The sequence below is a fragment of the Nocardioides aromaticivorans genome (assembly GCF_013408525.1).
Lineage (GTDB): Bacteria > Actinomycetota > Actinomycetes > Propionibacteriales > Nocardioidaceae > Nocardioides > Nocardioides aromaticivorans.
This window is the reverse complement of the sequence record NZ_JACBZM010000001.1, coordinates 3,450,327-3,467,962: the sequence shown is the minus strand read 5'-3', so window position 1 is coordinate 3,467,962 and position 17,636 is coordinate 3,450,327. Positions and strand designations below refer to the sequence as shown.

At 73.0% G+C, this 17,636-nt stretch carries 20 protein-coding genes; 4 read left to right on the top strand and 16 right to left on the bottom strand.

Translation table 11 applies throughout. The features are described from left to right. The first annotated feature begins 39 nt into the window (after positions 1 to 39). The 3 genes from msrA to BJ993_RS16585 all read left to right on the top strand — a co-directional run bounded on the left by msrA (position 40) and on the right by BJ993_RS16585 (position 2,368). Positions 40 to 684, top strand: a complete 645-nt coding sequence (msrA, locus tag BJ993_RS16595) for a peptide-methionine (S)-S-oxide reductase MsrA (protein ID WP_036548077.1) — start codon at positions 40 to 42, stop codon at positions 682 to 684. A gap of 71 nt (positions 685 to 755) precedes the next feature. After that, positions 756 to 983: a YiaA/YiaB family inner membrane protein gene (locus tag BJ993_RS16590; RefSeq protein ID WP_036548537.1), complete on the top strand. Its 228-nt coding sequence runs from the start codon at positions 756 to 758 to the stop codon at positions 981 to 983. Positions 984 to 1,024: 41 nt separating this feature from the next. Further along, on the top strand, positions 1,025 to 2,368 hold the full coding sequence (locus BJ993_RS16585; protein ID WP_179650035.1) for an ABC1 kinase family protein: 1,344 nt from the start codon (positions 1,025 to 1,027) through the stop codon (positions 2,366 to 2,368). On the opposite strand, the gene BJ993_RS16580 is transcribed toward BJ993_RS16585, so the two are convergent. The 10 genes from BJ993_RS16580 to BJ993_RS16535 form a co-directional block, all read right to left on the bottom strand. Then, positions 2,346 to 3,077, bottom strand: coding sequence for a VOC family protein (locus BJ993_RS16580; protein ID WP_179650033.1), 732 nt, complete (start codon positions 3,075 to 3,077; stop codon positions 2,346 to 2,348). The genes BJ993_RS16585 and BJ993_RS16580 overlap by 23 nt on opposite strands. Further along, positions 3,074 to 3,451: a pyridoxamine 5'-phosphate oxidase gene (locus BJ993_RS16575; RefSeq protein ID WP_179650031.1), complete on the bottom strand. Its 378-nt coding sequence runs from the start codon at positions 3,449 to 3,451 to the stop codon at positions 3,074 to 3,076. The genes BJ993_RS16580 and BJ993_RS16575 overlap by 4 nt, the downstream gene beginning before the upstream one ends. Positions 3,452 to 3,480: 29 nt before the next feature. Continuing rightward, positions 3,481 to 4,260 carry a TSUP family transporter gene (locus tag BJ993_RS16570; protein ID WP_036548067.1) on the bottom strand — a complete coding sequence of 260 codons (780 nt, stop codon included), beginning with the start codon at positions 4,258 to 4,260 and terminating at the stop codon, positions 3,481 to 3,483. Positions 4,261 to 4,298: 38 nt separating this feature from the next. Then, entirely contained in the window at positions 4,299 to 4,796 is a 498-nt protein-coding gene (locus tag BJ993_RS16565) for a hypothetical protein (protein ID WP_179650029.1), read from the bottom strand. Beyond that, positions 4,793 to 6,610, bottom strand: a complete 1,818-nt coding sequence (locus BJ993_RS16560) for an alpha/beta hydrolase (protein WP_179650027.1) — start codon at positions 6,608 to 6,610, stop codon at positions 4,793 to 4,795. Before BJ993_RS16560 ends, BJ993_RS16565 begins: the two co-directional genes overlap by 4 nt. Next, complete coding sequence (locus BJ993_RS16555) at positions 6,610 to 6,936, bottom strand: hypothetical protein (protein ID WP_179650025.1); 327 nt, start codon at positions 6,934 to 6,936, stop codon at positions 6,610 to 6,612. Before BJ993_RS16555 ends, BJ993_RS16560 begins: the two co-directional genes overlap by 1 nt. Next, complete coding sequence (locus BJ993_RS16550; protein WP_179650023.1) at positions 6,927 to 7,433, bottom strand: hypothetical protein; 507 nt, start codon at positions 7,431 to 7,433, stop codon at positions 6,927 to 6,929. The genes BJ993_RS16555 and BJ993_RS16550 overlap by 10 nt, the downstream gene beginning before the upstream one ends. A gap of 90 nt (positions 7,434 to 7,523) precedes the next feature. Beyond that, positions 7,524 to 9,539, bottom strand: coding sequence for a vWA domain-containing protein (locus BJ993_RS16545; RefSeq protein ID WP_179650022.1), 2,016 nt, complete (start codon positions 9,537 to 9,539; stop codon positions 7,524 to 7,526). Then, positions 9,536 to 9,931, bottom strand: a complete 396-nt coding sequence (locus BJ993_RS16540) for an OsmC family protein (protein WP_179650020.1) — start codon at positions 9,929 to 9,931, stop codon at positions 9,536 to 9,538. Before BJ993_RS16540 ends, BJ993_RS16545 begins: the two co-directional genes overlap by 4 nt. After that, positions 9,924 to 11,339, bottom strand: a complete 1,416-nt coding sequence (locus BJ993_RS16535; protein ID WP_036548048.1) for a magnesium chelatase ATPase subunit I — start codon at positions 11,337 to 11,339, stop codon at positions 9,924 to 9,926. The genes BJ993_RS16540 and BJ993_RS16535 overlap by 8 nt, the downstream gene beginning before the upstream one ends. Before the next feature lie 50 nt (positions 11,340 to 11,389). On the opposite strand from BJ993_RS16535, the gene BJ993_RS26630 reads away from it, so the two are divergent. Further along, a complete protein-coding gene (locus tag BJ993_RS26630; protein WP_179650019.1) occupies positions 11,390 to 12,217 on the top strand; it encodes an adenylate/guanylate cyclase domain-containing protein in 828 nt (275 codons plus the stop codon). Positions 12,218 to 12,230: 13 nt separating this feature from the next. Here BJ993_RS26630 and BJ993_RS16525 read toward each other — a convergent pair whose 3' ends face one another. Genes BJ993_RS16525 through BJ993_RS16500 form a run of 6 tightly spaced genes read right to left on the bottom strand, consistent with a single transcriptional unit; the run spans position 12,231 to position 17,620 of the window. After that, complete coding sequence (locus BJ993_RS16525) at positions 12,231 to 13,424, bottom strand: lipid-transfer protein (protein WP_036548044.1); 1,194 nt, start codon at positions 13,422 to 13,424, stop codon at positions 12,231 to 12,233. Then, positions 13,421 to 13,885, bottom strand: coding sequence for a Zn-ribbon domain-containing OB-fold protein (locus BJ993_RS16520; protein WP_179650017.1), 465 nt, complete (start codon positions 13,883 to 13,885; stop codon positions 13,421 to 13,423). Before BJ993_RS16520 ends, BJ993_RS16525 begins: the two co-directional genes overlap by 4 nt. Positions 13,886 to 13,923: 38 nt before the next feature. After that, the gene (locus BJ993_RS16515) at positions 13,924 to 14,781 is read right to left on the bottom strand and encodes an esterase/lipase family protein (protein WP_179650014.1); all 858 of its coding nucleotides are present in this window, start codon (positions 14,779 to 14,781) and stop codon (positions 13,924 to 13,926) included. A 31-nt stretch (positions 14,782 to 14,812) separates the two neighbouring features. Beyond that, positions 14,813 to 15,388: a 2'-5' RNA ligase family protein gene (locus tag BJ993_RS16510; protein ID WP_179650012.1), complete on the bottom strand. Its 576-nt coding sequence runs from the start codon at positions 15,386 to 15,388 to the stop codon at positions 14,813 to 14,815. A gap of 53 nt (positions 15,389 to 15,441) precedes the next feature. Next, positions 15,442 to 17,238, bottom strand: coding sequence for a VanW family protein (locus tag BJ993_RS16505; protein ID WP_257027508.1), 1,797 nt, complete (start codon positions 17,236 to 17,238; stop codon positions 15,442 to 15,444). A gap of 16 nt (positions 17,239 to 17,254) precedes the next feature. Beyond that, complete coding sequence (locus BJ993_RS16500; protein WP_179650008.1) at positions 17,255 to 17,620, bottom strand: hypothetical protein; 366 nt, start codon at positions 17,618 to 17,620, stop codon at positions 17,255 to 17,257. Between the last annotated feature and the right edge of the window lie 16 nt (positions 17,621 to 17,636).

Here is a 17,636-nt window from a genome sequence, read left to right as displayed (position 1 = left end):
TTCCTCCGGGCCCCTTGCGCGCGAGGAGACAATGGAGGCATGTTCTCCCGTCGCAAGACCGAGATGGTCGACCCCGCCGAGGCGCTGCCCGGCCGCACCACCCCCGCGTTCGCGCTGCCCGCCCAGCACGAGGTCCTGCACACCCCGCTCGTCACCGACGACGTCCCCGACGGCCTCGAGGTCGCGGAGTTCGGCCTCGGCTGCTTCTGGGGCGCCGAGGAGATCTACTGGCAGGTCCCCGGCGTCTGGTCGACGTCGGTCGGGTACGCCGGCGGCACCACCCCGAACCCGACCTACGAGGAGGTCTGCAGCGGACGCACCGGCCACACCGAGGCCGTCCGCATCGTCTTCGACCCCGACAAGGTCTCCTACGCCGACCTGGTCAAGCAGTTCTTCGAGGTCCACGACCCGACGCAGGGCATGCGCCAGGGCAACGACATCGGGACCCAGTACCGCTCCGCGATCTACTTCCACAGCCCCGAGCAGGAGGCCACGGCCCGCGAGCTCACCAAGGTGTACGGCGAGGAGATCGCCCGCCGCGGCTACGGCGAGATCACCACGGAGATCGAGCCGGCCGGCGCCTACTACTACGCCGAGCCGCACCACCAGCAGTACCTCCACAAGGTGCCGCACGGCTACCGCTGCCACGCCAACACGGGCATCCCGTTCCCGGAGACCGCCTGACCACCTCGGGCCATGCGAGGTGAGTAGTCCGGCTCAAGCCCCACCACCCCTCGCGCCGCGACCCTTCTGGCATGACCAAGACGACCTATGCCTTCTACCTCCAGTCCGCGATCTCCTTCGCCGCCGCGCTGCTCTTCATGGTCGGCGGGATCTACTTCCTGCCGGTCGACGGCTGGATCCGCGCGTTCCTCTGCCTCGGCGCCCTGTTCCTCGTGAACTCCTCCTTCGCCCTCGCCAAGTGCGTGCGCGACCAGCAGGAGGCGCGGGCCAACGAGATCCGCGTCGACGCGTACCGGTGAACTCGGCTGCACGGGGTTGGTCCAGCCGCGACAATGGACCCATGGCTGACCTCCCCCGCAAGGCGGCCGCGCGCACGGCGCGGCTCGCGGCGCTCCCCCTCGGGTACGCCGGCCGGACCGCCGTCGGCTTCGGCAGGCGCCTCGGCGGCGCGCCCGCCGAGGCGGTCATGAGCGACATCCAGCAGCGCACGGCCGAGCAGCTGTTCCGTACGCTCGGCGAGCTCAAGGGCGGCGCGATGAAGTTCGGCCAGGCGCTGTCCGTGCTCGAGTCCGCGCTCCCCGAGGAGATGGCGGCGCCGTACCGCGAGCAGCTCACGAAACTCCAGGACTCCGCTCCCCCGATGCCCACGCAGACCGTGCGCACCATCCTCGCCGAGGACCTCGGCGCGGACTGGAAGGAGCGGCTGGTCTGGCTCGACGGCGCCCCCACGGCCGCGGCGTCGATCGGCCAGGTCCACGAGGGCCGCTGGTACGACGGCCGCCGGGTCGCGGTGAAGGTGCAGTACCCGAACGCCGGCGAGGCCCTGATGGCCGATCTCCGGACGCTGGCCCGCGCGGCGCGGGCGATCGGACCGCTCATCCCGGGCGTCGACATGAAGCCGCTCGTCGAGGAGGTCCAGGCCCGGGCGCGCGAGGAGCTCGACTACGACCTCGAGGCCGACGCGCAGCGCGAGTTCGCGGCGGCCTTCCGCGACGACCCGTTCATCGAGGTGCCCGACGTCGTCGCCGTCGGACCGCGGGTGCTCGTCACCGAGTGGCTCGACTCCGCCGGCTCGCTGGCGTCGATCATCGCCGACGGCACGCAGGAGGAGCGCGACCACTACGGAGAGATCTTCACCCGCTTCCTGTTCTCCGGCCCGGCCCGCACCGGCCTGCTCCACGCGGACCCGCACCCCGGCAACTTCCGGGTCATCCCCCACGAGGACGGCAGCCCGGGACGGATCGGCGTGCTCGACTACGGCGCCGTCGCCCGCCTCCCCCAGCGCGGCCTGCCGGAGCCGATGGGCCGGCTGATCACGCTGTGCGCGGCCGGCGACGGCGACGCGCTGATCGTGGGCCTGCGCGAGGAGGGCTTCCTCAAGGACCGGATCCGGATCGAGCCGCAGCTGCTGATGGACTACCTCTCCCCCTTCGTCGACCCGACGCTGGTCGAGCGGTTCCGGTTCAGCCGGGAGTGGATGCGCGAGCAGTTCCAGCGGATCAACAACCCGAAGGACCCGGCCTACACGGTCAGCATCAAGCTGAACCTGCCGCCGTCGTACGTGCTGATCCACCGGACCTGGCTGGGCGGCGTGGGTGTGCTCAGCCAGCTCGAGGCCGAGGCGCCGTTCCGCGCGATCATGGAGGAGTTCCTCCCGGGCTTCACCCCGGCGGGCCGTCCGTGAGGCAGTAGGTCCGGCCGACCGGGTCGGCCAGCACCGTCCAGTGGGAGTGGACGGCCAGCACCCGCGCCCCGAGGCCGAGGTGCCGCTCGGTCTCCGCGGCCCGGTCGGTCGTGCCCCAGTCGAGGTGGGCGCGTGCCGGGCCGGCCTCCTCGCCGAGCCGCTGGAGCAGCAGCTGCAGCGGCCGGCCGGCCGGCGGCACGAGGAACCGGAAGTCGGCGCTCACCGACGACGGATGCTCCGCCCACCCGGTGATCGCGTGCCAGAAGGCCAGCTCCGCGTCGTACGACGCCCGGGGCACGTCGATCGCGACCTGGCGCACCCGCGCGGCCGATCCGTCCGGGTGCACGGTGGGCGCGGGCCGCTGGGCGGCCGGGCCGTCGACGTAGCAGAACACCTGGCCGCCGGGTGAGGCCAGCACGACGTAGTCCCCGCGGTCGACCATCTCCACGGCGCCCGCGACGACGGCGGCGTCCGCTGCGCGCCGCGGGTCACCCACGTGGAGGTCGAGGTGGACGCGGTCGGCTCCCTCGTGCAGGCGCTGCACCCGGAGGAAGGCGTCACCGTCGGGCGGCAGCAGGGTCGCGAACTCCTCGTGCGCGCCGCGGGGCGCCGACAGCGCGTAGCCCGTCGCGGCCTGCCAGAAGCCCACGCCGCGCTGGTGGTGGTCGGGTGCGGAGTCGAGGAAGGCCGTGACCCAGAAGGGGCTCATCCGCCCACCGGGGCGCAGTCGTGCCCGCAGCCGTCCGGCGGCACCGGACCATCGGCGTGCGCGGCCGGACGGTGCAGGACGGCGGCGGTCGCGGCGACCACCACGTCCTCACCGTCCAGCGAGGCCGCGCCGTCGACGAGCAGGGTGTAGCCGTGCCGCTCCCGGGGCGGGAACACGACCGTGACGGCGTCGTTGGCCTCGAGGTTGCGCAGCGTGCCCTTGCCCGGTGCCGTGATCCGGAGCGTCCCGTCCGTGCCCGCGACCGGGTCGACGGTCACCACCTTCACCTGCGGCGAGGAGGTGGTCAGCAGGTAGCCGCTGTCGAAGTCGGCGACGGCCCGGTGCAGCTCGGCGGGGTCAACGGGGATGCTCACGTGGCGAGCCTAGGCACCCCGGGGACGACTCACCAGAGGCCGACGACGCCGCCGCCGATCCGGACGACGAAGGCGCCGACGACGACGATGAAGAACGCCCGGACGAAGCGGGCGCCGCGGGCGACGGCGGTGCGTGCGCCGAGGTAGCCACCGACCAGGTTGCAGGCGCCCATCAGCAGGCCGACGTCCCACAGCACCGCGCCGGAGGGGATGAAGAGCAGCAGGGCGCCGAGGTTGGTGGCGAGGTTGGCGAGGCGCGCCTTGGCACTGGCCTGCAGGAAGTCGTAGCCGAGCAGGCCGACCAGCGCGAAGACGAAGAAGCTGCCCGTGCCGGGGCCGAGGACGCCGTCGTACAGACCGATGGCGAAGCCGACCACCATCGCGGCCACCAGGTGGCGGTGGCCCTGGAAGCGCAGCTCGGCGTCCTCGCCGAGCTCCGGGCGGAGCAGGACGTAGGCACCCACCACGACGAGGGCGACCAGGACGATCGGCTCGAACGCCTCGCGCGGGATGTGGGAGGCCGCGAGGGCGCCGGTGAAGGCCCCCGCGAGCGCGAGCAGCATCAGCGGCCCGAAGGTGCGGGGATCGGGCCGGATCCGTCGGTAGTAGGTCGCCGAGGCAGCGGCGGTGCCGCACACCGACGCGATCTTGTTGGTCGCGAGCACCTGCACCGGGCTCGCTCCCGGCAGGCCGAGCAGCAACGCGGGCAGCTGCACCAGGCCGCCGCCGCCCACCACCGCGTCGACGAACCCGGCGGTGAGCGCGGCGAGCGCGAGCAGCGCGAGTACGGCGGGGGCGAGGTCGGACATCACCGTCATCGTCCCGCACCGGGCTCGTCGGCCGACGCCTAGTCCCAGTCGATGTCGGCGTTCGCCCGGTCGGCGTACTCCTTCGCCACGTCGTCGGAGGTCTCGACGCAGGAGGATCGGATGCTGACCTCGGTGGCGGCGCCGCCGAAGTGGAAGCGCAGCGTGTTGCTCCCCCGCACGCCCTCCACGATGGCGGGGTTGCCCGGGTGCTCGACCTTCCAGCCGTCGGCCTCCAGCGCCTCCGCTGCGCGCTCGATCGCCCGCTCCACGGTTGCGTCGGGCGGTCCGAAGTGGAGCGAGACCCGGTGGATGACGCCACCGGGCGCATAGCTCTCGCCGCAGATCACGAAGTCGTGGTCGCCGCTGGTGAACTCCAGCCGGGTGGCGTCGGCGACCTCGTGGACGACGCCGTCCACCGCGGCCAGGGCGAGCTCCTCCGTCTCGTCCACCGCGGCCCGCTCCGCGTCGGGGTCGCCCCCGCACCCGGCCAGGCTCGCGGCCACGCCGAGGACCACGACTGCCGACAGCCACCTCATCCGACGAACCTCCCTGGACCGAAACCGCGTACGAGTGAGTCCACCACGTCCTCGCCCCATTCCCTGACTCCCTCCACGATCGGATCGCCCACGCCGCGTACGACGCCCTCCGCCAGCCACTCCGGCAGCGTCGGGTAGTGCCCCTCCTCGGACCAGCGCTCGCGCCCCTCGTCGTGGACGACGTGGTCGTCCTGGTCGACCACGATGGCGCCGAGGTTGTCCAGCGACGTGCCGGTGAAGTACGACGTGTGGTTGTCGAGCGCGTCCTGGATCCGCGGTGAGCCGTCGCCCGTCTCGAAACGCGTCGCACCGAACGACTCCTGCGCCGGGTCGGTGCCCAGCGTGCCCGGGCCGTCCTCGGCGCCGATCAGCGACACCGGGTCGTGGTCCTTCGCGCCCACCCACACGTCGGCATCGGTCAGCGCCGCGGCGGTGTGCTCGGGCACCCCGGGGCTGCCCAGCAGGATCGCGTCGTCGACCGGGAGCCCGTCCTGGAGCGCATGACCCACGGTCGTCGAGCCGTAGCTGTGGCCGATCGCCGTCAGGTGGGCCGTGGCCCCGGCGTCCGAGGCCCGCAGGCCGTCGATGAACTGCGAGAACCTCTCCCCGCCGGCGTCGGCCGCCCCCGGGCCGACGACCGAGCCGAAGTCGGTGATGCCCTCGAGGCTCGTGAGCGGGTTGCCGCTGGGGGCGTCGTAGTCGAGCCAGAACACCGTTGCGACCGTGCCGTCGGTCTGCCCCAGGGCCGCGTCGTGGAGGGCCTCGGTCCGGCCGAGGTTGCCGGGCAGGCTGCCCACCTCGCTGGTGAGCCCGGGGACGTTGACCGACACGTGGTCGGCGCGGTCGGGGTCGCCGAAGCTGATCGCGACGCCGCCGTCACCGCCGAACTCCCCCGGCTTGTAGACGACCACGTGCACGACGTGCTCGCCGGTGGCCGGGTCCACCTGCTCGAGGCGGTCGTCGAGCTCGGCGCGGATGACCTTCGCGTTGGCCAGGGCGGCACGATCGGCGTCGCCGAGCTCGCCGTCGGCCTCCTGCCGGGTCCACCGGTCGATGTCGCTGTAGAGCGCGGCCCGGTTGGCCTCGTCCCGGTCGCGCACCGGGATGCCGTCGGCGTTGCCGACCCGGTGCGGGTGCTCGGTCAGCAGCGCCTGCCGCTGCGCCCGCGACAACGTGCGCCACCACGCGGCCAGGGCCACAGGGTCACCGACGCGGCGGTCGAAGCCACGGGTCAGGTCGGCGACGTCCGGGCGGCCCGGGTCCTGCGCCGCCTCCTGCCCCTCGGCCACCTCGTCGACCTGCTGCAGGGCGCGGACGAAGTCGAGGTCCGCCTCGTCCGCGTCCGCGCTCCACGCGGCGATGTCGCCGACCAGGTCGGCGGCGCGTCCACGCAGGTCCGCCGCGCGGGTCTCCCACGCCGCGACGCTCGCCTCGACCGCCTCGTTGCCGTCGATCTCGGCCCGCAGGGCGGTGATGTCGTCGTTGAGGGTGCCCTGGCGGTCGACGAGCGCGCTGCGCCGCGTCCCGAGCCGAACGAGCCGGTCCTCGAACCGGTCGGCAGCGACCACCGCCCGCTCCAGCGCCGCCTCGGAGACGTCGAGCCGACGCGCGAACCGGGTCGTGCCGTGGTCGGCGGCCTCCCGTGCGTCGCCCTGCCAGCCCTCGGGCACCCCCTGCCCCTGGGCCCACTCCTGGACGTCCTTCACCTGCACCGTGACGGCGCGGAGGTTGTTGGCGAAGGTGGCCGCCCGCGCCGCCGTCGACGCGAGCCGCGGCACGCTCTCGACGAGGGCCGGGAGGACGATGGCGCCCATCAGCGCACCTCGATCGGCACGTCGCGGTGGACCCAGCCGAGCAACGCCCGCGCCCGCTCGGCCGACGCCACGTCGACGAACTGGTAGACGCCCCCGACCTCGACGAACGCCTCGCTGTTGCCCTGGGCCTCGACCGCTCGGCGCTTGAGCTCGTCGACCCAGGTCACCTGGAAGGCGTCCACCGCGGCGGCGACCGTCGGGGAGAACCCGGCGGTCGACGCCTTGACCAGTCGTCGCCAGCCGCCGTCGAGGCCGTCGGCCGCGTCGTCCCACGCCGCCCGGGCGGCCGCGAGCACGCCCGGCGGGACGGCCAGCGTCACCGCCATGACGCACCGGCCAGGGTCAGGACGGTGGCGCCGGGACCGGCCACCGCGTCGAGCACGAGCGCACCGTCCGTCGCGCGCAGGGTCGACATCCCCCGTCGCGCACCCGGTCCGAGTCTCCAGCCACGCCGGGCGAGCCCCGCGACGAGCCCACGCAGCACGTCCTCACCCGCGGGCTGCCCGATCCCCACGAGGGACTTCTGCAGCACGGGAGCCCGGCCGCCGGGTCCCTCACGCCAGCGCTCGCGCGGCGGGTCCGGCACGCCCTGTGCGACCACCAGCGGCTGCACGACGGCGGCCCAGACCTCGCGCACCGCGTCGAGCGCGCGTCGTACGTCGTCGGGGTCGGCGGGCTCCGCGGCCGCGCCGTCGGGCGGGGGCGGCTCCTCCGGCAGCAGCACCAGCGTGACGTCGGGGTGCCGCTGCCGCACCACCGACCAGAAGGGGTCGTCGTCGACCACTGCGGGGTCGACGCGTCGAAGGAGCCCGAGATCATCCATGGAGGCTGGCTGCCCGTCGCCCGAGAGCGACAAACCCGGCCGGGAGGTTGTCCACAGGCCTGCTGGTACCGGACCCGGTACCGGCCGGCGTCAGCCCACCCAGAAGCCCCGCGAGCCGAACCAGTCGCCGTAGCTGCCCGGTCCGCCGCCGTCGCCGGGACGGCCGCCGCGGCGGGAACCGAGATAGGAGCCGACCACCGCGGCGCCGAGGTCGCCGGCCTCCGGGGCGACCACCGAGCCGTCGACGCGGCGCGCCATCGACTCGATGAAGCGGGCCAGGCCGGGGTCCTCACCGAGCCGGAAGAAGGTGGTGTGCGCACCGATCCGGCGGGCGTTGTCGAGCTCGCGGACGGCGAGCGCCACGGTCATCGGGTGCGGCGGGTAGGAGAAGTAGACCTCGCCGCTCGACTCCAGGTGCGACGTCGGCTCGCCGTCGGTGACGATCAGCAGCACCGGCTGCGCGTTCGGGTGCTTGCGGAAGTGCCGGTTGGCGAGCAGCAGCGCGTGGTGGAGGTTCGTGCCCTTCGCCCACCGGGCGTCGAGGGCCGTGAGCTCCTCGATCCGCATGGTCTGCGCGTGCCGGCCGAAGCCGATCAGCTCGAGGCTGTCGCCGCGGAAGCGCGAGCCGATGAGCGTGTGCAGCGCGAGCGCCGTCTGCTTCATCGGCACCCAGCGGCCGTCCATGGCCATCGAGAAGGACGTGTCGACGCAGAGCGCCACCGCGGCCTGGGTGCGGGCCTCGGTCTCCGCGACCTCGACGTCGTCGATCGAGAGGAGCGGACCGCCGGCGTCGCCCGCCCGGCGCAGGACGCCGTTGAGCATCGTGCGCGGGAGGTCCCACGGCTCGGTGTCGCCAAACTCCCACGGCCGGGTCGCCCCGGACAGGTCGCCGGCAGCTCCGGCCTGGCGCAGGTCGCGCTGGCCCTGGCGGCCCGACATCTTCTCCGCGACGTCGCGCAGCAACGCCTTGCCCAGCTGGCGCATCGCCTTCGGGGTGAGCCGCAGCTCACCGTCGAAGCCACGCTCCATCGCGCCGGACTCGCGCAGCGCCTTCTCGAGCTCCTGCAGCTTGCGGGCGTCGACCGCGGCCTCGTTACCGAGCTGGCGGGCGAGCTTGTCGAGGTCGACGTCGTCGAGCCGCGCACCGCCGTACGACTGGGAGAGCTGGTCCGCGAGGGCGTCGAGGTCGGCGAGGTCCTGCAGGACGCCCGTGCCGTCGCCGAGGCCGAGCCCCTGGTCGCCGTCGCCGAACTGCTCGGAGCCACCCCAGTCCTCGCCCGGACGCAAGGCCATCAGGTTCTGGTCGAGCCGGTCGAGCTGCTCCATCAGCGCGGGCGAGCCGAACGCCTGCGCCGAGAGCTGCATCAGCTCGGCGCGCTGCTCGGGCGTCATCGAGTTGAGCATCCGCTGCGCGGCGGCCGAGCGCTGGGCGAGCGTGTCGAGCAGCTCGTCGATGTCCTGCGGGTCCTCGGGGAAGTGCTGGCCGTGCTTGGCCATGAACTCCTGGAAGTCCTCGGGGGTGTCCTCGCCCCGGGCGTGCTTCTCGAGGAGCTCGTTGAGGTCCGACAGCATCTCGTTGATGGCCTGGCGGTCCTCGTCGGTGGCGTTCTCCAGCGCCTGCTTCATGCCGGCGAAGCGCTGGTCCAGCAGCTCGCGGCCGAGCAGGTCCTTGATCTGCTCGAAGGCCTCCCGCGCCTCGCGGGACTGCCAGTCGTAGTCGTTGAGCTCGGTGACCGCCGCGGCCGGGGAGTCCGGCAGGCTCTCCAGCCGCATCTCGCGGAACGCGCGGTCGCCGTCGTCCATGAGCGCGTCGCGGGCCAGCTGCTTGCGCTCCTCGAGCACGGCCTTCTCCAGCAGCTCGCGGACCTCGTTCATGGTCCCGTCGAGGTTGTGGCGCTGCAGCAGGTCGCGGCGGCGCTCCGCGACGCGCCGGGCGAGGTCGTCGAGGCCGGCCTGGTCGTCGCCTCCGCGCCGCAGGAACTCGCGCATCGCGCGCTCGGGGCTGTAGCCCGCCATCACGTCCTGGCCGATGGCGTCGAGCGCCTCGGCGATGTCGACGGGCGGGGCGAGCGGGTCGCCGCCGTCGTACTTGCGGTAGCGGCTCACTGTCCCGCCCTCCTCACGTCGGCGCCCGCCCGGAGGACGCGCGGGATCTCGGCGACCTCGTCGACCACCTCGAGGAGGAGGGCGAGGGCGTCCGGCTGGGCCGGGGTGTCGACCGTGATGTCGTAGGTGATGCCCGTCGAGGTCCACACGTCGTCGAAGGCGCCGTCCGCGGTGACCGCCACGCCCTCGATGGGTACGACGAGGCGCTCGGCCTCGCGGTAAGTGTCGTTGAGCACGCACAGGGCGACCGCGAGGTGCAGCGCCTGCGCGCCGTTGGTGACCGGGGCGGCGAGGACGCCGGCCTCCGTCCAGGCGTGCGGCAGCACCACGCCGTCCCCCTCGCGCAGGGAGCCGGACGCGACGCTCACGCCGAACGGGGACAGCTCAGCCATAGACGGTCTCGGACCCGTCGCTGTCCTTGCCGATCCTGCGCGCGAGGAAGAGGCCCTCGAGGGCGAGCTCGACCGCCGCGGCCCGCTCGCCGTCGTTGCGCCCGCCGCCCGGTCCGTTGACCCGCTCGCAGAGCTGGTCGTAGAGCTCGGACTCGCCGAGCACCGGGAGCCCGGTCAGCACGTCGCGGGCCGTCACGGAGGCGCCCGTCGTGATGGTCGCGCCGTCCTCGACCGCCGCGACCAGCAGGGCGAAGTCGAGGCCGCGGAACTTCTCACGCACGGTCTCCGCGGTCGCCGTCCGCAGCAGGTGGGTGAGGATCTCGGCCTCGCGGCCCTCCTCGCCCGACTCGAACTCGATCTTGCCGCCGAGGACGTCGACCGCGGTCTCGAGGTCGACGACGCGGGCCACCGCCCGGTCCTCGCCGTGGATCGTGGCTCGGCGCAGCGCGGCCGCGGCGATGGTCTCGGCCCCGGCGATCGCGAACCGGGCCGAGACACCCGAGCGCTGGTCGACGGCGCTGGACTCGCGCAGGTTGCGGGTGAAGCGGGCGAGGATCTCCACCAGGAAGTCCGGTACGTCGACCTGGTCGGCCAGGAGGTCCGCCTCCTGCCGGATCACGGCGACCTCGGCGGCCAGCTCGCGCGGGTAATGGGTGCGGATCTCGGCGCCGAAGCGGTCCTTGAGCGGGGTGATGATCCGCCCGCGGTTGGTGTAGTCCTCGGGGTTGGCCGAGGCGACCACGAACACGTCGAGCGGGAGGCGCAGGACGTAGCCGCGGATCTGGATGTCGCGCTCCTCCATCACGTTGAGCATCGCGACCTGGATCCGCTCGGCGAGGTCGGGCAGCTCGTTGATCGCCACGATCCCGCGGTGGGACCGGGGAATCAGGCCGAAGTGGATGGTCTCCGGGTCGCCCAGCGAGCGGCCCTCGGCGACCTTCATCGGGTCGACGTCACCGATCAGGTCGGCCACGCTGGTGTCCGGCGTGGCGAGCTTCTCGGCGTACCGCTCGCTGCGATGGCGCCAGGCCACCGGCAGGTCGTCGCCGAGCTCCGCGGCCCGTCGGCGCGACCCGACGGTGATCGGCTCGTAGGGGTGCTCCCCCAGCTCGGAGCCGTCGATGATCGGGGTCCACTCGTCCAGCAGGCCGACGAGGGTGCGGAGCAGGCGGGTCTTGCCCTGGCCGCGCTCGCCCAGCAGGACGACGTCGTGGCCGGCGATGATCGCCCGCTCCAGCTGGGGGACGACCGTGTCCTCGAAGCCGTGCAGGCCGGGCCACGGGTCCTCGCCGCGGGCGAGCTTGTCGAGGAGGTTGGTGCGGAGCTCGGCCCGCAGCGACTTCTGCTGGTGGCCGGAGGCGCGCAGCGCGCCGAGGGTCGAGATCTCGGGAGCCGTAGTGGTCACCATCTCACGCTACTGCGGACACACAACGCCTGTCCCCGCTCTACTCTTCGACCGTGGCCATCGTCCTGGGCGTCGTGTGCGTGTTGCTGGTCGTGGTGATCGTCGGCTTCGCGCGTGACCGCGGCCGGCTCCAGCGCCAGCTGGCCGACGCGCAGCACCACATCACGCAGCTCGAGTCGGACCTCGACGCCGCGCTGCGCCCGCCCCCGCCGTCGAACTCCGCGGACCGGGCGGTACGCCGCGTGATCCGCGCCGCGACCCGGGTCCGGGAGCACGGGATCACGGGCCTGATCCAGAGCACGGTCGAGGACCTGCAGAGCTGGGCGAGCGACGACGAGCGAGCCGACATCCTCAACATGGCCGCCTCCGACGGCACGGTCACCCTGTTCTTCTCCGACATCGAGGACTCCACGCCGCTCAACGACCGGCTCGGCGACAGCACCTGGGTGAAGGTGCTCGCCGCCCACGACCGGGTGCTGCGAACGCAGATCGAGAGGTACCGCGGACAGGTCGTCAAGACCGCCGGCGACGGCTTCATGGTCGCCTTCCGCGACGCGGAAGCGGCCTGTCGGGCGGCACTGGCCATCCAGCGCGACCTGCCGCGCGACGTCACGCTCCGCCGCTACGGACCGATCCTGGTGCGGATCGGCATCCACACCGGCCAGGTCGTCGCTCGCGACGGCGACTACTTCGGGCGCAATGTCGCCATGGCCGCCCGCGTCGCCAACCTCGCGCTCGGCGGGGAGGTGCTCGCCAGCGACGCGGTCCGCGAGGCCCTCGACGACGACGCGGCCGTCGTACTCGTCGAGCGGGACGCGGTGGAGCTCAAGGGCCTCCCGGGCGAGCACGTCGTGTGGGAGCTCCTCGCTCCCGCGACCTGAGCCCCGCGAAGCGTCAGACGGACAGCAGCACCGAGGAGCCGTGGCCGAAGAGGCCCTGGTTGGCGGTGATGCCGACCTTCGCGCCCTCGACCTGGCGGCCGGTGGCCTGGCCGCGCAGCTGCCAGGTGAGCTCGCAGACCTGCGCGATCGCCTGGGCCGGGACCGCCTCGCCGAAGCAGGCGAGCCCGCCGGAGGGGTTGACCGGAATCCGTCCGCCGATCGTGGTGTCGCCGGCGCGGAGCAGGACCTCGGCCTCGCCGCGCTTGCACAGCTGGAGGTCCTCGATCCAGTCGAGCTCGAGGGCGGTCGAGAGGTCGTAGACCTCGGCGACGTCGACGTCCTCGGGGCCGATGCCGGCCTCCTCGTACGCCGCCTGCCCGATGGCCTCCTTGAACGTCCGCTCGGGCACACCCACCACGGCCGAGGAGTCGGTCGAGAGCAGCGGCATGTCGATGACGGTGTTCGGGAAGGTCGGGGTGACCGTCGAGACGGCGGCGACCCGGACGGGGTTCGCGATGCCGTGCTTCCTCGCGTACTCGACGCTGCACAGTACGACGGCCGCCGCTCCGTCCGACGTGGCGCAGATGTCGAGCAGGTGCAGGGGGTCGGAGACCACGGCCGAGGTCAGCACGTCGTCCACGCTGACCTCCTTGCGGTAGCGCGCGTTGGGGTTGGCCAGGCCGTGCCTGGCGTTCTTGACCTTGACCTGCGCGAAGTCCTCGCTGGTCGCGCCGTAGAGGTCCATCCGGCGCCGCGCGTAGAGCGCGAAGTAGGCCGGGTTGGTCATGCCGAGCAGGCGGAAGCGCAGCCAGTCGGGGTCGCTCCACCGCTCGCCCGCGTTGGGCGCGAGGAAGCCCTTCGGGGTGGTGTCGGCGCCGACGACCAGCGCCACCTCGCACAGGCCGGCCAGGATCCGGGCGCGGGCGGTGTCGATCGCCTGGGCGCCCGTCGCGCAGGCGGCGTACGACGTCGCGATCCGCGCGCCGTTCCAGCCCAGCGCCTGGGCGAAGGTGGAGCCGGCGACGTAGCCGGCGTAGCCGTTGCGGACGGTCTCGCCGCCGACGACGAGGTCGACATCGGTCCACGGGATGCCCGCGTCCTTCAGCGCGGCGCGGGCCGCGTGGACGCCGTACTCGGTGAAGTTGCGGCCCCACTTGCCCCAGGGGTGCATGCCGACACCGGCGATGGCCACTGCGTTGCTGCTCATGCGGACACCTCCACGACCGGCTTCCAGCGGTAGATCGTGCGCTCGCCCGTCTCGTCGACGTTGAGGGTCTCGACGACGAGCTCGACCTCGGCCCCCACCTTCAGGTCGGCCACGCCGAACCCGTCGGCCACCTGGCCGAGCACGACGATGCCCTCGGGCAGCTCGACCGCGGCGAGCGCGAACGGCTGGTAGGGCTCGGTCGCCGGCACGTACGGCGCCGGCGGCTGGTACTGCGCGTCGGTGTAGGACCACACGGTCCCCCGGCGGGAGAGCTCGACGGAGTCGTGCTGGTCGCCGTCGCAGGCGGGGTTGCGGCAGTAGAACGCAGCCTCGGTGGCGTCGGACGACACCGGCGGGAAGACGACATTGCTGCAGGTGGTGCAGCGCGACGCCAGCAGGCGCGGCTCCTCACCCGTGGTGAACCAGCCCTCGATCACGGGGGTGGCGGACGTGGCGGTCACGGCTTCGGACCCTCCTGGAATAGAACGTGTTCTACATCCTAGCAAGGAGGCTGGAAGGTGGGGCGCGCCGGTCCCACGTGCGTGAGCGCGTCCAGGGTGAGCCCGATCGTGGCCCGGTCGGTCGGGATCAGCACGTGCTCGGAGAGCGAGAAGGGGCACTTCGCCTGGATGGTCACGTTGGTGGTGCGGGCACCGGCGGCGAGATAGCCGGAGGTGTGCGGGACCACCACCTCGTCGAGCCGCGAGGTGATCTGGGTGTAGCTGACCGCGCCGGGCGTCTCGTCGCCGGCGTTGAGGTTCTTCAGGAAGGTCGAGCCCCACGCCTGCTGGTCGCAGGCGACGCAGACCAGCCCGGGCAGGAGCGGCGCGATGGGGTTGAAGGCCGGCAGCAGCTTGGTGCCGTGGTTGGACGGCGCGATGCCGACCAGGTCGTCGACGTACGGCGCCCCGCCGAGGAACTTGATGTAGTAGCGCGGCATCATCCCGCCCTGCGAGTGCCCGACCATCGACACCTTCGCGGCGCCGGTCGCCGTGCGGACCTTCGCGACGAAGGCCTTGAGCTGCTTGGCCGAGGTCACGATGTCACCGGTGCCGCGGTTGCCGTAGTCGAGGGAGTAGACGCAGAAGCCCTTCGCCTTGATCGACGTGCCGAGCCGCTCGAGCAGGTGGCGGCGGTCGCCGAACGTGCCGTGCACGAGGATCACGGGCGTCGGACGGGCCGCGGTCGGCTTGCACGTCCAGACGTTGACGCCGGGGATGTCGCCCTCGGGCGCGGTCGGGAGCGGCGGCAGGATCGTGTCCGCGCCGGCCGGCGCGGCCGGCGTCGCAGTGAGGACACCGAGCGCCAGCAGCAGCGAGGCGAGGAGGGCGGAGGCCGGGAGGCGGAGGGTGCGCACGTCGACATTCAACGCCAGTGCGTGACGGTGGTCACTCACCGTCCACGCCGGCGGCGCCGGAACCGGTACCGATCGGGACCCGCTCGAACACCTCGGCGGCGCCCCCGGCGGCTCCCCACCGGGTGCGGACCAGCACGAGCTCGTGGATCGACCAGTCTTCGGTCACCGGGGGCTCGATCGCCTCGAGCGCGGCAGCGACCCGCGACCCCGGCCGCTGCTGGTCCAGCGACGCGACGACCACCTCGGGGCGGAACGAGCGCCGGTCGACGTACAGGTTGATCCGCTCGGCGGCCAGGCCGACCGCGGTGGCCATCGCGCGCAGCGTCTCCACGTCGCCGCCCAGGGTGAGCGCGACGCTCCCCCGCGGCGACACCTCGACGCCGGTGGCCCGCAGCAGCGGCGCGGCCGTCTGCGCGAACTGCCTGCTGACCGACGCCGCCAGCGACCGCGCGTCGGCCTCGACGATGTTGCCGAGGTCGGCCACGCGTACGTCGAGGGCGACGGCCTGGGACGGCCGGACGCCCGGGAGCACGCTGAGCCGGCCGGCGACCCGGCGGAGGTCCTCGACCACCGGTTCCGGCAGGGCAAAGGCAGCCCGCAGCATCATCCGCATCCCTCCGCCCGTCCCTTCGGCAGCGGGAGACCCGGGTTGAGCGGCTCTCAGCCCTCGTCGGGGTCCTCGGGCGGCGGCGGCCCGGGCTTCTTGCAGATGACCGTGTCGGCCGGGGTGTAGTCGGTGTGGAACTTCTCGGTGTGGTCGATCGCCGACTCGCCGTGCTTGCGGAAGATCCGCGTCACGTCGACCTGGAAGCCCGAGGAGCCGGTGTGCGGCTCGCAGTCGGGCGTCGTCAGGGTCCGCGTGGCCGGGCCCACGTAGGCGTAGCGGTCGGAGGTCTTCGAGTCGATGTCCCAGACCTTGGTCGACCACATCTGCACGGTCACCTTGCCCTGGCGCGAGTAGTCGCTCGGCTCGACCCAGGCGTGGATCAGGACGCCGTGGTCGGTGTCGTTCTGGAAGCGCAGGTCGACGGTCGGCCACGCCACGGTGGCCTCGCGGCCGACCGGGTAGCGGTCGATGTAGAAGGAGTGCGGCTTGTGCTGGATGTCCTTGAGGCCCGCGAAGAACATCGCGTTGAAGGTGGTCGTGGCGAGCTGCGAGACGCCGCCGCCGAGGTCCAGCTTCAGGATGCCGTTGCTGATGACGTAGCCCTCGGTGAAGCCGTTCTCGCGGGTGCGCTCGCCCACGATGCCGTTGAGCGAGAACTCCTCGCCGGGCTTGAGGATCGTGCCGTCGATCAGCTCGGCCGCGCGGCCGATGTTGGTGTTGCGGTAGTCGGCGTGGGGGTAGAACGTCGAGAACTGCGAGACCTTCTCGACGATGCCGAGGTCCTTCGCGTCCTGGGTGGTGAACTCCGCGTCGGTCACCTCGGCCTCGACCTCGCCGCTGCGCGCGGCGCCGTCGGCGGTGAGCAGGCCGGTGAAGACCTCGGCGACGTCGGCGGGGTCGAACTCCACCCCCGGCTTGGCGGGTACGACGCGAGGCTTGCCCTTCACGATCCGCACCGTGGCGTCGACGGCCTTACCGTCGGCGGTCGCGCTGTCGACGAGCTTCGCGAGCCGCGCCTCGTCGACGACGGGCACCAGCTCGCCGTCCTCGGCCTTCATCGACAGCACGGAGGCGAAGCGCTTGGGCGTGAGCCGCACGTCGTTCTCGCCGAAGACGAGGGTGACCGGGGCGGACATCGCCGGCTCGGCGAACTCCTTCACCGCCCGCTCCACGTCGGCGGCGTCGATCTCGGGCTCGGCCATCGTGACGGCGAGGTCGACGGCGTCCTCGCCGGCGAGGAAGGCGTCGGTGATCGCCTCGCGGGCGGCGCCGGCGTCGATCGCCTCGCCGGGGACCGGCGCGGACGTCTCGACGCCGTCGGCGGTGAACCTCACCTGCCCGTCCTTCGGCGGCGTGCCCAGGCCCTGTGCCGCCTGGGTCAGCCGGTCCTCGAAGCGGTCCTCGTCGAGGGTGACCACGGCGTCGACGTCGTCGCCGCCGGTGAAGTAGTCCCACTGCCGACCCGGGCTCCAGCTCGACTCGGCACCCGCCGCGTCGAGGGATGCCTCGTAGTCGACCGCCAGGCCGATGTCGGCGGGCTCGATGCTCGCGGCCTCCGAGCCCTCGCCACCACCGGGCAGGCGGTGCTCGACGGTGACGGCGATGGGGACCTCGCTGCGCGGCCCGAAGGCGTCCTCGAGCTTCTCGAGCGCGTCGGCCCGGGTCAGGCCACCCACGTCGACGCCGGACACCTTCGTGCCCGGTGGGACCTTGTCGGCGGCCACGGCGTGCGCGGCGGCGTACCCGCCGCCCACCAGGAGGAGGAGCACCACGACGACCACGGCGACCAGGCGGCCGCCCGGGCGCTCCCGCTTGGTGCTGCCGGCGTCCTGCGCGACGTCCTCCCACATGCCCACGGGCGCCATCCTAGGGAGCCGTCTCCACTCCTCCTGAATCCCCGGCGGGGCGGCCGCGGCGCACCAGACCCACGAAGCCGCCCGCCAGGACGACCGTCCCCACCAGCAGCAGGGCGTAGCCGGACGCGTCGGACGACACGAGGTAGTCCCCCTCGGGACGCTCGGTGGTCGCCTGCAACAGCACGACCACCCAGCCGACCGCGAAGGACAGCCGCGACCACCAGCCCGGCGGCAGGGCGACCAGCAGCGCGAAGGTGGTCACGACGCCCAGGACCAGGCCCCACGCGTAGTCGTGCAGCAGCACGGCGCAGGTCGAGACGGCCGCACCGCCGAGGAGGCACAGGACGGCGAGCGGTGCGCGCCGCAGGTGCGCCATGGCGTCGTACCGGGTC